The sequence below is a fragment of the Acinetobacter rudis genome (assembly GCF_000829675.1).
GTDB lineage: Bacteria > Pseudomonadota > Gammaproteobacteria > Pseudomonadales > Moraxellaceae > Acinetobacter > Acinetobacter rudis.
In genome coordinates this window covers 1-15499 of record NZ_BBRX01000083.1, presented here as the reverse complement: position 1 = coordinate 15499, position 15499 = coordinate 1, and the positions used below count along the sequence as shown (strand labels likewise).

Below are 15499 nucleotides of genomic sequence, written 5' to 3'. Positions count from 1 at the left end.
CTAAAAGATGATCATACTTCGCCATATAGCCTTGTAATGCCATAATCGTTTCAGGTGACTCTGCTTTGGTCAATGCCCAGAACATATCGTCGATTTGACCAGCAAACGACAATGAACCGAGAGTTGCATAAACAAATGCCATACCCATCAATAACATTGCAGACGCTGTTGCTGAAAGCACCAAATACTTCAAACCTGCTTCCAAAGATTTACTGCGTTGATGGGTATACGCCAACAAGCCATAAACTGGAATCGACATCAACTCAAGGCTGATGAAGAATGAAGCGAAATGTGTACTTGCAACCATTAACATTGCCCCTGCAACAGAGATCAACATCAATAGGTAGAGTTCTTCGCGATTACTCTTATAGCTGTCAATATAAGCATGAGACAATGTACAGCATGCTAAAGCAGCAATTAAGATCATGACCTGATAAATCAGTGTAAATGGATCAACCATAAACAGATTCATCACCGTTGCAGGCTTAATTGTTGCACCAAATAAAGTAAGCAAAATTGAAGCTAAAGCAAGGTTTAAACCTACGACCGCAGTCGTTGCCACCAAGTTATGATTGCGTTTGATCGCAGTCAAAATCATCACCACGATCGCCGTCAAAGCGACGATCATTACAGGTGCAAGTGGCATAAGTTCATTAAATGACAGTGTGAAGTTCATGACTTATTGGATCTCCACATTGGGTTGAGTCACGACCTGTTGCATAGTGTCTACCACTTCTTGCACAGGCATATAACTGTTGGCAATCCACGCCATACTTGAATGAGAAATATCAAGGAATGTTTGCGGATAAATACCAAGCCAAACGAGACCAATCACACAAATCATCAACAAGCTAATTTCACGCGCAGACAAGTCTTTAAGTGGGCTGGCATAATGCTGCTTTTGCTCTTCATTTGGTGTACCAAACAAAGTGCGATGAATCAGGATCAAGCCATAAAGACCAGCGAATACTAAGCTAATTGCAGCAAGAATCGTAAATACAGGGTACGCACTGAATGAACCCATCAAGATCAGGAATTCACCAATAAAGTTACCTAAGCCTGGAATACCGACTAGAGCAGCAATAAAGAACATTAAGAAGAACGACAGATATGGCAATTGACCACGAATACCCCCCATCAAACGCATATCACGCGTATGTAGGCGCTCGTAAACCTGACCTGACATAATGAACAAGGCTGCTGAAGATAGACCGTGTGCCAGCATCATGATCATCAGACCTTGGAAGGTCAAAATATTGCCCGCGTACAAAGCAAGTACCACAAATCCCATATGAGAGATTGAAGTATAAGCAAGTAGACGTTTCATATCTGTTTGTTGGAATGCACACCATGCGCCATAGAAGATACCAATCAAACCAAGGATGATGGCAATATCAGCAAACTGTGCAGATGCTGCTGGGAAGAATGGCATTACAAAGCGTAATAAACCATAAGCAGCAGTCTTAATCAAAATACCTGCCAAATCCACAGAACCCGCAGTAGGTGCTTGCGCATGCGCATCAGGCAACCAACCGTGTAATGGGAATACTGGCAATTTCACTGCAAAACCAATGAACAAACACACCATGAATGCATAAGCAATCGTTGGATATTTTTCATCAAGGAAGTTTGCTACGTGTAGCAAGTGGTCATAGCTAAAGCTAATTTTGTTGGTTAAGTCGAAACCTGCGATCACTAGACCTAAGATACCGATTAACATGATCAAACCAGCGACTTGGGTATAGATAAAGAATTTAGTTGCTGCGTAATTACGTGATTTGTTTTCAGAACCACGGTGTCCCCAGATCGCAATCAAGAAGTAGATTGGAACCAGCATCATCTCCCAGAAGAAGAAGAATAAGAACATATCAATGGCAACAAATACACCGATTACACCACCTAAAGACCAAAGAAGGTTGAGATGGAAGAAACCTACATTCTTTTGAATTTCACCCCAAGAACAGCCTACAGCCAAAATACCCAAAAGTGCGGTTAAACCCACCATTAGGATAGATAGACCATCGATTGCTAAGTGGATATCAATACCTAGGCTTGTAATCCAAGGTAATTGAAACTGAGCAGCCCAAGTAGGAACTGCCTGCCCTAGAGTATAACTAAAGCCCCCTTGGTTCCACAGAACCAAGGTCAGGATAAAAGTGATCACCATACCAATTAACGCAATATAGCGCGGCATGTGATTGTCGACTTTGTCGACCAGCCAACAGATAAAACCAGCAATGAACGGAACAAGGATCAGCGCGGGTAATATCAAATTGTTTGAAATTTCCATGTTATTTCCCCACGATCTGAAGCATGATCAAGATCATTAGTATCACAGCTACACCGAGCGCCATACTTGAAGCGTATTCACGCAATGAACCTGTTTGACGTGCGCTGCCAAAACGGTGACCCGCCTGAACAATTGCAGGAAGTGCCAACCACATACCATCAATCGGATCGCGACCAAAGATTTTAGCGAGTAGTAAATAAGGCTTCACAAAGACAATGTTGTATAAGCTGTCAAAGCCAAATGCATTACGGCAAATATTGGCAAGACCAGCACCCAACGATGTGCTTGCAAATGCTTTAACTGCTTTATAAGCGAAAGCAAATAACACTACACCTACAACCAAGCCAACCAGTGCAACGCCTACAGCAGTATATTCTGCTGAATGCATACCAGCTTCCAACGCTTCAGGAATATTAAAGGCTGGGATTTTGGCTGTATTGAGGACTTTCTCAACAGGCGCTTTAAGGAAATAAGCTAAACCTGTTGAAAGTACCCCTAAGATTGCCAATGGAGCCCAGTAAGTCACCCCTTTGATTTCGTGATACGGCGTATTTTCTTTACCGAAGAACACTACCCAAATCAGACGGAAAGTATAGATCGAAGTTAAGAATGCACCCGCAACACCTACCCAATAGAGGCAAGCATAAAGTGGATCTGCTTGTTGACCTTGTACCCAAACAGCACCCAAGATCGCATCTTTAGAGAAGAAGCCGACAGTAACAAATGGAATTGCTGCAAGTGCACCACCACCGATGGCAAAACATGCGAACAAGAATTTGTTTTTATAGAACAATCCACCCATTTTGAAGATGTTTTGTTCGTGATGGTAAGCCAAGATCACCGCACCAGAAGACAAGAACAATAATGCCTTGAAGAATGCGTGAGATAACATGTGGAACAGACCTGCTTGATAAGCTTCTGCACCAACAGCCATAAACATATAACCAAGCTGACTCATTGTTGAGTAAGCCAAGATACGTTTGATGTCGGTTTGAACCAATGCCGCAAAACCAGCAACAAGTAAAGTGACTGCACCTGTAATTGCAATGAACTGAAGAACTTCAGGAGCCATTTCAAATACAGTGAAGGTACGACAAATTAGGTAAACACCCGCTGTTACCATCGTTGCAGCGTGGATCAATGCAGATACAGGTGTAGGACCTGCCATCGCATCAGCTAACCATGTTTGTAATGGGATTTGCGCAGATTTACCTGCCGCACCCAAGAACAACATCAACGCTGTCCAGATTGCAAGAGAGTGATCCCCTGCCAATACACTGTGTGCATTTTCAACAATTGTCGCTGTGTGTAAAGTACCAAACTGTTGGTAAATTAAGAACATTGCGATCAGTAAGAAAACGTCACCCACGCGTGTTACAGTAAATGCTTTAATCGCAGCAAAACCGTTGGCTGGGTTTTGGTAGTAATAACCAATCAATAAGTAAGAGCAAAGACCTACACCTTCCCAACCTAAGAACAATAACGCTAAGTTATCGCCAAGTACCAACAACAACATGCTGGCAACGAATAGGTTGAAGTAAGAGAAGAATCGTGCGAAATCTTCTTCACCGCGCATATACCATGAAGCAAATACGTGGATCAGGAAACCTACGCCAGTGATCATGCCCATCATCAACAATGACAAACCATCAAGGTGTAAGCTGATGCCTGGTGCTAAACCACCAACATTAAACCAAGTCCATAAATGAACAACTTGTGAGCTTGCGCCACTATTTACAAAGTTTGAACCGGCAAAAAGTGCAGCTATGGCTGAAAGACCCACAGCACCCACACCAATAATTGCAGCGACTGGCTCAGGTAACTTGTTGCGACCCGCTGCCAATAATACAAATCCGATGAGGGGGAATAATATAGTTAAAGCTAATAAACTCATCCGCGCATCTCACTAGCAGCATCCACATCCAAGTGTTGGAAGCGATGATAAAACTGAAGGGCGATCGCAAGACCGATACTGGCCTCTGCAGCAGCGAGAGTTAAAATCAGGATAAACATGATTTGTCCATCGGGTTGTCCCCATGCACTCCCTGCCACAACGAATGCTAACGCTGCAGCATTCATCATGATTTCAAGGCTCATTAACATAAATAGTAGATTGCGTCGTACCATCACACCATAAAAGCCCAGTGCAAATAGAATCGATGCCACAATCAAACCATGTTCTAAAGGTATGTTGCCCATTATTGTTGCTCCTCTTCTGCACTAGGATCGCGTTTACCTAAGTGGAATGCGGCAACCAAAGCTGCAAGTAGCAACATGGCAGCAACTTCAACCAATAATAAATATTTGGTGAAGAGTGCTTGACCGACTTCTTTAGGACCGATCATTTGTGTTCCGATCATTAGACCTTGAGCGCTAGAGTTACTGTAGTCAGAACCGAGCATCCACACTAAGCACAATCCCATTAGGAAGCACATTAGTGCTGGATAGGCCCAAGCGTCTGAACTTAACCATTTACGTTCTTGTTCTTCAGTCTCACGGCCCAAGTTGAGCATCATAACGACGAAAACAAACAACACCATAATGGCGCCTGCATACACAATAACTTCAAGTGCTGCTGCAAATGGTGCGCCGATGGTCAGGAAAATTCCTGCCACCGCCAATAATGAAACAATTAAACTGAGTAACGCATGTACCGGGTTGGCATTGGTCACTACACGTAATGTCGAAACGATGGCCACGATGGCCATCAAATAAAATGGCCAAATCATGGTAATAAGCTCCGTACATCAACAGGTGCGCTTTCTTTTTGCGCTTGACCTTTGTCTTTCCCGTTCACAGCCATACCGGTTACGCGGTAGAAGTTATAATCAGGATATTTGCCTGGACCTGAGATCAAGAGGTTTTCTTTTTCATAAACCAAATCTTGACGCACGTACTCACCTAACTCAAAGTCAGGTGTGAGCTGGATTGCTGTAGTAGGACATGCTTCTTCACACATACCGCAGAAAATACAACGTGAGAAGTTGATACGGAAAAACTCCGGATACCAACGACCATCTTCTTTTTCTGCTTTTTGTAGTGAAATACAACCTACAGGACAAGCAACCGCACATAAGTTACATGCGACACAACGCTCTTCACCATCCGGGTCACGAGTAAGGACGATACGTCCACGGTAACGCGGTGGTACAGGAACTGGCACTTCAGGATACAAGATCGTGTCACGCTTGCGTGTGACATGGGTAAATACCATCCACAAACTGCGAACAATTGACCCGACTCCAGCTAGAATTTTAAACATAGTTTTCCTCGCTGCCCTAAGCTGCTTGATTCAATAGAATCACAGCACCTGTGACCAAAAGGTTAATCAGTGCCAGTGGCAAACAAACTTTCCAACCAAAATTCATTACTTGGTCATAACGTGGGCGCATTAATGAACCACGTGCGAGTACAAACATCATCACAAAGAAGGCTGTTTTCGCAATAAACCAGAATGCTGGTGGAATAAATGAAATTTCTAAATTAAATGGTGCTAACCAACCACCAAAGAACAAGGTCACGATCAAGGCAGAGATTAGGATGATGTTTACGTATTCTGCAACGAAGAACATCCCCCACTTCATACCACCGTATTCGACGTGATAACCTTCAGCCAATTCTTGTTCAGCTTCTGGTTGGTCAAATGGATGACGGTGAGTCACAGCAACACCAGCAACCACGAAAATCATAAAGCCTAAGAACTGTGGAATGATAAACCACACATCACGCTGAGCTTCAACGATGTCACGTAGGTTAAATGAACCTGCGATTGCCACCACACCCATGAGTGAAATACCTAAGAAGACTTCATAAGAAATCGTTTGAGCAGCAGAACGCAAACCACCTAATAGGGCATATTTGTTGTTAGATGACCAACCACCAAATAGCACCGCATAAACAGCGATCCCAGCCATTGCCATAAAGAACAATAGACCGATGTTCATATCTGCAACACCCATAGTTGGGCTTACAGGAATCACCATGAATGACAATACCGCAGTTGCCATCGCAACTGCTGGTGCCAAACGGAAAGTTAATTTATCTGCAAACTTAGGTGTCCAGTCCTCTTTGAACATGATTTTCAACATGTCCGCAACGATCTGGAACATCCCGCCAGGACCTACACGGTTTGGACCATAACGGTCTTGCCAAACTGCCAATAAACGACGCTCAATAAATGACATTAACGCCGCCATAAGCACCACCACCAGCAGGATCACAATTGCCTGAATCACTGCATAAGCAGTTGGCCAGTCTTGTGCCCAAGTGGGTAATGCGCGAATAGTTTCATTCATGATCACGCTCCTACCGCAATGGAAACAGGCTCAGCAAGTGAAACCGTTGGTGCCTGACCAACCGGATATCCGATATAACCTGTAGGTAAATATTCGATCACTTGTACAGGTAAGCTAATGCTTGATTCGCCTGCTTGTACAGTTAACTGTTGACCATCTGTGAGATTTAGACGTTCTGCGTCTTGTGCGCCAACTGCAAATACTGGCTCAGGAATACGTGATTCCATTGCTGGTGTTTTGGCAGTAAATTCACCTGAAGCAAAAATGTGATGCATTGGAACTAAACGGAAGCTGTCTGGATTGACAACTACAACGGCTGGCGCAACATAACTACGCGCTGCACGTTTAGGTAAACGGTCAAACAAACGTACACCGGCATCACCACCTTTAAGATGACCACCCACTTGATCTTGGAATTTATTCCATGATTGTGGTGAGTTCCAACCTGGTGCCCATGCAAATGGTACGAGCGACGCTGCATCTTGTGGCCCAACATAACCTTCCATAGAGAATGTTAATGCTGAATCTTTATCTACAGGTTGTTTTGGCTCATGAATAGACAATGGTGCGCGGATTGCTGTACGACCAGAGTAACGACGTGGTTCACGTGCAATTTTCAAACCATGTACGCGGTAGCCAGCATCAGGTGCAACATCTTGGATTGCTTCAAGTACAGGTACGCTACGTACTACAGACTCAATTACATCATCCAATACAGTCCAGCTGATCGCCTTACCTTTCACGCCTGTTTCAATGGCATGCAACCAACGCCATGATTCTTTGATCGCGTATTCTGGGTTGTAGTAGTTGGCATCATAAACTTGGTAATAACGCTGTGCACGGCCTTCTTGGCTGACTACAGTACCATCGCCCTCTGCAAAGCTTGCAGCAGACAATACTATAGACGCACGCTCAACTGTCGCAGTTTGGCTATGATCTAATACAATCACATCATTGGCTTTGGCAAAAGCTTGATCAACTTGTTTGCCTGGTAAACGACGATAAAGATCGTTTTCAACGACAACGATTGCATCATAATCAAGCGCAAATGCTTGTTCGAGGCTTAAACCACCAAACAAAGCCATACCCATTGAGTTAACTTCAGGAACAGTCAAGCTTAAGCCTGCATTGCCACCTAAGTTCTGTGCAACTTGAGCCGCAGCTTCCATGATCGCTGGATCTTGTAAGCTTGTACCAGAGATAATCAATGGTTTTTTCGCCGCTTTTAAAGTTGCAGCAATTTGTTCGGCAAACGCTTTCGCATCGTCCGCTAAACCAGTAATGCTCTCGCCATTTACCGCAGCAGCAACAGCAAAGCCTAAACGCGCGATATCATTTGGAGATGCAACAACTTCACCTGTAGCAACATCAGCTAAACGTGTTTGAGTCGCAGCCAAGATATAAATCGGAGATTTTGCATCTTGAGCAATACGTTTCAATGGCTCAGCCAACCAGTCTTGGGTACGACGTTCCGCAGCCATTTCTTTGGCTTTGTTTTTCGCCGCTTGACGTACTGAAAGTGCCATACGTGGTGCAGTCTGAGTCAGATCTTCACCCAAAATTAACACTGCGTCGTAGCTTTCAATTTCACGCATACCAGGGTTATAAATCTTGTCGCTTTGCATAATGCTTGCAGCAAGTTCAACCAACTGTTGCTCTTTTTGTGACATACCTGTTGAGAAGTGTTCAGCACCAACCAACTCACGCAGTACAAAGTTGCTTTCAAGACTTGCACGTGGAGAACCGATACCCAAGACTTTTTGGCCTTGTAGTTTTTCGATCACGCTATCAAGTGCTTGGTCAACACTGACTTTAGCAACATTTACGCCGCTGCGGAATTGTGGTTGACGTGGACGATCTTCACGGTTGACATAACCTGTGCCGAAACGACCTTTGTCACACAAGAAGTATTGGTTTACTTCACCGTTAAAACGGTTTTCTACACGACGTAATTCACCATAGCGTTCACCTGGTGAGATGTTACAACCTGATGAACAGCCTTGGCATACGCTTGGCGCATACTGCATGTCCCATTTACGGTTGTAGCGTGCAGAGTGAGTTTTATCGGTAAATACACCCGTCGGGCAAACTTCGGTTAAGTTACCAGAGAATTCAGACTCTAAAGTACCTGATTCTGGGCGACCAAAGTAAACACGAGAAGCATTGGCATATACACCAAAGTCTGTACCACCTGCATAGTCTGTGTAATAACGTACACAACGGTAGCATGCGATACAACGGTTCATCTCATGCGAAATAAACGAACCCAACTCTTGGTTATGGTGAGTACGTTTAGTAAAGCGATAGCGACGACGATCGTGTTGTGTCATGACAGTCATATCTTGCAAATGACAGTGACCGCCCTCTTCACAGACTGGACAGTCGTGTGGGTGGTTCGTCATAAGCAATTCAACGATCGAAGCACGGAAGTCAACTGCTTCTTTGTCTTCAATCGAAATATATGTATTGTCAGATGCTGGTGTCATACATGACATCACCAAACGACCACGTGTATCTTCAGGGTTTGCGTATTGAGTCACCGCACATTGACGGCATGAACCAATAGAACCTAAGGAGGGATGCCAGCAAAAATACGGGATGTCGATGCCTAGACTCAAACATGCTTGTAGCAAGTTTTCTGAGCCATTGACTTCATACGATTTTCCATCGACATGAATGGTAGCCATAGTCGAATTCCTTAAGCTTGTTCTACGTTCTGATTTGCAGCAACTGAACTATTTTTCAATTTTGCTTCAAATTCATGACGGAAATGTTTGAGTGCGCCCATGAGTGGCTCCATCGCACCCGGTGCGTGTGCACAGAAAGTTTTACCAATCCACAACTTACGAGTAAGTTCCTGTAGATTGTCGATGTCTTCCTGTTTACCTTCACCAGATTCAAGTGCTTTTAGTGCTTTAACTGCCCACGGCAAGCCGTCACGACATGGCGTACAGAAACCACATGACTCACGTGCAAAGAATTCTTCTAAGTTACGTGTTGCAGAAACCATGCATTGAGTTTCGTCTACAACCATCAACAAACATGTACCTAAACGCGAACCTGCTTTCATGATGCTTTCTGCATCCATAGGCAAGTCAATGTGCTCAGCTGCTAAGAAGTCAGTTGATGCACCACCTGGTAACCATGCTTTAAGTTTTAGACCATCACGCATACCGCCCGCATGATCTTCAATCACTTCACGTGCAGTCGTACCAAAAGGTAATTCCCAAAGACCTGGGAATTTTACTTTGCCTGACGCGCCGTAAATTTTTGTGCCTGGATCTTTAGATTTGCCTGCAGAAAGGTTGATGTACCACTCAGGGCCACGCAACATAATTGCTGGTAAGTTGTTATAAGTCTCTACGTTGTTCACGATCGTTGGACGACCCCATGCCCCAGCAACTTGTGGGAATGGTGGTTTAGTACGTGGGTTAGCACGACGCCCTTCAAGCGAGTTGATCAAAGCAGTTTCTTCACCACAGATATAACGCCCTGCGCCTGTATGTACATACAGTTCGAAGTTCCAACCCGTGTCTAAGATATTGTCACCTAAGTAACCTTTAGCACGAATTTGATCTAAGGCTTCATTTAAGTATTGCGCTGCTTCGATGTATTCGCCACGAATAAAGATATAACCTTGAGTCGCTTCAAGCGTATAGGCAGCAATCAGCATCCCTTCGATCAACTGATGAGGAAGTTTTTCCATCAACAGACGGTCTTTAAAAGTACCTGGCTCCATTTCATCGGCATTACAAATCAGATAACGTGGACCTGAGTTGTCATTAGGCGCCATCAAAGACCATTTGATCCCTGCTGGGAAGCCCGCACCGCCACGACCTTTTACAGTTGCAGCTTTAATCACTTCAAGCACGTCTTTTGGCGGCATAGTGATGGCTTTTTTAAAGCCCGCATAGCCTTCGAGTGCTTCATAGTCATCAGCACCACGTACATGCTCTTGCTTACTTAAACGCCAAGTCAGTGGATGTGTTTCTGGGTTACCGTCGCCATAAATCGGTTTTGGTTCAGTATTCATACATACTTCTCCAACAACTGTTTAACCGAAGACACTTCAACCAATCCGTGAGTATCTTCATCAATCATAAGGGTTGGTCCCTTGTCACAATTTCCTAAGCAGCAAATTGGTAACAAAGTGAAACGACCATCAGCTGTGGTTTGACCATACTGAATACCCAACTCACGTTGGAATGCTTCGGCCAAAGTTTCCGCACCCATCAAGAAGCAAGCGATTGAGTCACATAATAAAATCACGTGACGACCTACTGGCTGACGGTAAATACGGTTATAAAATGTTGCCACACCTTCAAGATCAGCCAAGCTGATATTGAGCAACTGGGCAATGGCATTCATCTGAGCGTCATCCACCCAACCATTGCGACGTTGTACACATTTCAATGCATCTAACGACGCAGCACGTGAGTATGGGTAATGCTCAATGTGATGTTGAATGTCATGGATCTCTTCTTGAGTCAAAATCCCTTCAACGTTCACACGTGGCTTTCTATCCGTCAAAATCATCATAATACTTGTATCCCCTTAACGATCCACGTCAGCCATTACCACATCAATGGTCGCCAAATAAATAATCAAGTCAGAGACCAAACTACCGTTAATCACGGATGGCATTTGCTGTAAGTGAGTAAATGTTGGAGTACGGATACGTGTACGATAACTCATTGTAGATTTATCAGAGGTCATGTAGTAGTTACTTGCCCCTTTCACCACTTCCGCCATTACAGATGCTTCACCAGCAGGCATTACAGGACCCCATGACACGCTTAAGAAGTGCGTAATCAAAGTTTCAATGTCTTGTAGTGTTTTGTCTTTTGGTGGTGGAACTGCCAATGGATGATCTGCTTTATAAGCACCAGAAGGCATGTTATCCAAACATTGTTTCACAATTTTCAGTGATTGATTGATTTCATGGAAATGCACCATAACACGTGCATAAGCATCACCTTCATATTCTAAAGGCACTTCGAAATCATAGTTTTCATAACCACTGTATGGACGATATTTACGTACGTCAAAATCAATACCCGTCGCACGTAGACCTGTACCTGTTACACCCCAAGCCAATGCAGATTTTGCATCATATTGAGCAACTTTTTGTGTACGGCCCATAAATACTGAGTTACGTAACGCTGCAGTGTAGTACTCGTTCATACGTTTTGGCATCCATTCGAGAATTTCACGAATGAGTTTTTGCCAGTTATTAGGTAGATCGTGCGCAGTACCGCCAATACGGAACCAAGCTGGGTGCATACGGAAACCAGTAATGGCTTCGATTGCATCATAGATCTTTTGACGGTCAGCAAACATATAGAATACTGGTGTCATACCACCCGCATCCTGAATCGCAGTACCGATAAATAACAAGTGGTTATTGATACGGAATAATTCAGACAACATCACGCGGATGCATTGCGCACGGTCAGGTACAGTAATACCCGCTAGCTGCTCTACACCCATAACGTATGGCATGTTTTGTGCACAACCACCAAGATAGTCTACACGGTCTGTATAAGGAATAAATGAATGCCATGTTTGACGTTCAGCCATCTTTTCCACACCACGGTGGTGATAACCGATATCAGGTACACAGTCTTTCACTTCTTCACCGTCCAACTGTAGGATCACACGGAATGCACCGTGCGCAGATGGATGGTTAGGACCTAAGTTCAAGAACATAAAGTCTTCATCTTTATTACCGCGTGTTAGACCCCAATCTTCGGGTACAAAACGCAGATGTTCTTGTTCAAAGTCTTGTTTAGCTTGGTCTTGCATATACGGCGTATATTCCGTTGCACGTGCAGAATATTCTTTACGTAACGGATGGCCTTCCCAATAAGTTGGAAGCAAGATACGACGTAGCATTGGATGCCCAGCAAAGTCGATGCCGAACATATCGTATGCTTCACGCTCATACCAGTTCGCATTTGGCCAGATATTTGTCGCGGTAGGCAGACTCAAATCTTGTTCGCTTAATGCTACTTTGATACGAATATCACTATTGCGCTCTAGCGACAACAAGTGATAAAACACGGTAAAGTCTGACGCTGGCAGACCTTCACGATGCGTTCTTAAACGCTCGTCGACCGCAGACAAGTCGAATAACATCACGTATGGACGTGATACAGTACGTAGGTACATCAAAACATCTTGTACGCGAGCACGTTCAACCCAGACTGTTGGAAAGTCTTCACAAGTCGCTTGCACGTAGAAGTTCTCGCCAAACTTGGCTTTGAGATCCTCTACAATGGCAAATGCTGGGCGTGAATCAACTGGAGTTGACTCTGGCATAGCAATTTCAGTTTCAGCCATTGGCTTGGCTTCCTATTTAATACAAATTTTGTTTATCTCAGATAAGTCGATCGATCAGATCGTCTTCACTTCCCCGAGAAATTACTCAATCTCATCCATAGAGCGTAAATTTTTCACAGCAATACGTTCTGCGTTTTTACGATCACGTTCAGGCATCATTTTTGGTTTATAGATTGGTTGTAAATCACCACCAATAACCGCAGAAAGTGGACGACGCTCTAACTGAATTTGGTCTTGTAACAACATTAAAGCTTGTAACAGCGCTTCTGGACGTGGCGGGCAACCTGGGATATAGACATCGACTGGAATAATTTTATCGACACCCTGTACAACAGAATAAATATCGTACATACCACCTGAGTTTGCGCAAGCACCCATGGAAATTACCCATTTTGGTTCAAGCATTTGCTCGTATAGACGTTGAATTACAGGCGCCATTTTAACAAAGCAAGTCCCTGCAACAATCATCAAATCCGCCTGACGTGGCGAAGCACGAATAACCTCAGCACCAAAACGCGACATATCATGCACGCCGGTTAAGGTCGTTGCATATTCAACGTAGCAACATGAAGTACCGAAGTTGAATGGCCAAACTGAGTTTTTACGTCCCCAGTTCACAACATTATGCATAACATCTTCAAGACGAGTCATGAACACATTTTTGTTCACTTCTTCTTGTAGTGGATCGCTTACCACTTGACGTTCTTGCATCGGATACTGATCAGCACTCGGATTCGCACGGGTCAATGTATATTTCATCCCGAGTTACTCCTTTTCAAAAGACATAGCTGGTGTTTTTTCTTTAACACGACCAGAAGATTGTGCGGGAATTTGACCTGTAGGGTCAGTTACCAACTCTTCGATCGAGTTAAAACGAGTGATTTCTGCAAGATCCATATTTGGCGTACCAACTTTGGCTTTAATTCCTGCTGCTCTACGACGATCAGATGGTGCCCAATTCAGCGACCCAGTTGAAAGCTCATAAACCAAGCCAACAAGTAAAACCAAAACAAATACTGCAGCAGTTGCAAATCCAATCCAACCGACCTCACGCACGGATGTTGCCCACGCATAAAGATATAGTGCTTCTAAATCGAAGACGACGAAGAAGATTGCAACCAAATAGAATTTTGCAGACAAGCGAATACGTGCACCACCGGCACCGACGACGCCCGACTCGAACTGCTCTTGCTTAGCACGCCCCCAAGCTTTACCCCCAAGGAGTAAAGGGACTGTAAGCATAAAGACACACAAAAATGTCACGCCGATCACGAAGGCTATGATTGCCCAATCGTATGGAGTAATGGCACTCATGCGGGGATAACTCCTGGCAGGCCTAATTATTAACAAAGAATGTATGTATTGGCCTCGAAATACACCAAACATAAAATAAATCCTGTCAATTGTACCTGATTTATGATTTCTCTTGCTAGCTCATAAGTCTAAGTCTTTAGGATGATTTACTTAGACGCTCTCACAATTGACTCTAATTACAGTGATTGCCGACACGGGTGATCGACTAAACAAATCATTTCACCATTAATGATTTTATTTTCAAATAAAGATTATCCTGCAATACTTGAGCAAAAACAAAGCTCCGTAGTATTTTTACTCGCATTTCCTTGCTAAATTGGAATTGTTCTCGACAAAGTTTCATTTCTACCCTCTTTTCATTCCCTGATTGATATAGGTCACTCAACAACACAAGTCTGACAAAGCAAATCTTGATTGTTGCGCCCCACCCTATTCAATGCCAATCTAGGTAGGAGAAAAGTTGGTCTATCTTTAACCGAGATCAAGCAGTAAGCCAACTTGTCGAAATATTAAAAATACAATCCTACAAAACTCCACCACAGCTAATTCGTGGTAAGTTAATCACTATTGAAATTGAGTCGCTTAAATCAAATAACCTTGTTCTATATTTCATATCACCATGCTGATGATTTCATGAACATTCATAGCACAGCTAAAACTGCTTATTTTTTTAATTAACTCTATACAATTAGTTAATAATTTTTATTGTATTCTGACCACTTCATCATCAATCTATAAAAGAAACAATAAGGAGAGTACATACGATGAATCTCGAATACACTCACAAAGCAGACTATTATTTCTTTGCACAGCTGTTCGTTAGACATCTTGAGAAACATATAAAACAACACCCCCAGGATATAGAAGCTAGCTTTTATACCAAGCACCTACATGAGCTTTTTCAGCAAGACCAGGCATCTGTTACGATTAATTTAGACAGTATCTTAAATATTGCAGATGAATATCGAGTTGAGACCTTACAAGGTGATATGCGTATTATCCAAGAACACCATATTGATGCCGAAAAACATATTTTACATTTAACATTTAATCCAGAGGCAGTCCAAGCACTCAATACCGGCCATAACATTATTGAACCCAATGCAAGCTCACCCAGCTAAAAGCCAACAACACATGAGCTGTTGCTTAAGCACACAATAATACGACTTTATAAAATTTTAAGACAAAAAAAAGCACCAATTAAGGTGCTTTTTTCGATAAGTACCCCTAAACAGGGTACTTATACACGTCATAAGAC

14 protein-coding genes are annotated in these 15499 nt (G+C 43.4%); 1 reads left to right on the top strand and 13 read right to left on the bottom strand.

What is annotated here, in order from left to right; all coding sequences use genetic code 11:
* The 13 genes from Aru01_RS16210 to ndhC form a co-directional block, all read right to left on the bottom strand.
* Positions 1-676: proton-conducting transporter transmembrane domain-containing protein (locus tag Aru01_RS16210; protein ID WP_303621053.1), on the bottom strand; the 676-nt coding region annotated here is incomplete at its 3' end.
* A gap of 3 nt (positions 677-679) precedes the next feature.
* Entirely contained in the window at positions 680-2284 is a 1605-nt protein-coding gene (gene nuoM, locus Aru01_RS16205) for an NADH-quinone oxidoreductase subunit M (protein ID WP_171068175.1), read from the bottom strand.
* A gap of 7 nt (positions 2285-2291) precedes the next feature.
* Positions 2292-4184 carry an NADH-quinone oxidoreductase subunit L gene (gene nuoL, locus Aru01_RS16200; protein ID WP_016657320.1) on the bottom strand — a complete coding sequence of 631 codons (1893 nt, stop codon included), beginning with the start codon at positions 4182-4184 and terminating at the stop codon, positions 2292-2294.
* Positions 4181-4489 (bottom strand): NADH-quinone oxidoreductase subunit NuoK, encoded by a 309-nt coding sequence (nuoK, locus tag Aru01_RS16195; RefSeq protein WP_016657321.1) that lies wholly within the window; start codon positions 4487-4489, stop codon positions 4181-4183. Before nuoK ends, nuoL begins: the two co-directional genes overlap by 4 nt.
* On the bottom strand, positions 4489-5019 hold the full coding sequence (gene nuoJ / locus Aru01_RS16190) for an NADH-quinone oxidoreductase subunit J (protein WP_016657322.1): 531 nt from the start codon (positions 5017-5019) through the stop codon (positions 4489-4491). Before nuoJ ends, nuoK begins: the two co-directional genes overlap by 1 nt.
* A complete protein-coding gene (gene nuoI, locus Aru01_RS16185; RefSeq protein WP_016657323.1) occupies positions 5016-5552 on the bottom strand; it encodes an NADH-quinone oxidoreductase subunit NuoI in 537 nt (178 codons plus the stop codon). Before nuoI ends, nuoJ begins: the two co-directional genes overlap by 4 nt.
* A 16-nt stretch (positions 5553-5568) precedes the next feature.
* A complete protein-coding gene (nuoH, locus tag Aru01_RS16180; protein ID WP_016657324.1) occupies positions 5569-6585 on the bottom strand; it encodes an NADH-quinone oxidoreductase subunit NuoH in 1017 nt (338 codons plus the stop codon).
* 2 nt (positions 6586-6587) lie between these two features.
* Complete coding sequence (nuoG, locus tag Aru01_RS16175; protein ID WP_016657325.1) at positions 6588-9272, bottom strand: NADH-quinone oxidoreductase subunit NuoG; 2685 nt, start codon at positions 9270-9272, stop codon at positions 6588-6590.
* Between the two features lie 11 nt (positions 9273-9283).
* Positions 9284-10618: an NADH-quinone oxidoreductase subunit NuoF gene (nuoF, locus tag Aru01_RS16170; RefSeq protein WP_016657326.1), complete on the bottom strand. Its 1335-nt coding sequence runs from the start codon at positions 10616-10618 to the stop codon at positions 9284-9286.
* Positions 10615-11124 carry an NADH-quinone oxidoreductase subunit NuoE gene (gene nuoE / locus Aru01_RS16165; RefSeq protein ID WP_016657327.1) on the bottom strand — a complete coding sequence of 170 codons (510 nt, stop codon included), beginning with the start codon at positions 11122-11124 and terminating at the stop codon, positions 10615-10617. Before nuoE ends, nuoF begins: the two co-directional genes overlap by 4 nt.
* Positions 11125-11139: 15 nt before the next feature.
* On the bottom strand, positions 11140-12927 hold the full coding sequence (gene nuoC / locus Aru01_RS16160; protein ID WP_016657328.1) for an NADH-quinone oxidoreductase subunit C/D: 1788 nt from the start codon (positions 12925-12927) through the stop codon (positions 11140-11142).
* Between the two features lie 81 nt (positions 12928-13008).
* On the bottom strand, positions 13009-13686 hold the full coding sequence (locus Aru01_RS16155) for a NuoB/complex I 20 kDa subunit family protein (protein WP_016657329.1): 678 nt from the start codon (positions 13684-13686) through the stop codon (positions 13009-13011).
* A gap of 6 nt (positions 13687-13692) precedes the next feature.
* The gene (ndhC, locus tag Aru01_RS16150) at positions 13693-14241 is read right to left on the bottom strand and encodes an NADH-quinone oxidoreductase subunit A (RefSeq protein WP_016657330.1); all 549 of its coding nucleotides are present in this window, start codon (positions 14239-14241) and stop codon (positions 13693-13695) included.
* A 764-nt stretch (positions 14242-15005) separates the two neighbouring features.
* On the opposite strand from ndhC, the gene Aru01_RS16145 reads away from it, so the two are divergent.
* Positions 15006-15362 carry a hypothetical protein gene (locus Aru01_RS16145; protein ID WP_016657331.1) on the top strand — a complete coding sequence of 119 codons (357 nt, stop codon included), beginning with the start codon at positions 15006-15008 and terminating at the stop codon, positions 15360-15362.
* Positions 15363-15499 lie beyond the last annotated feature (137 nt).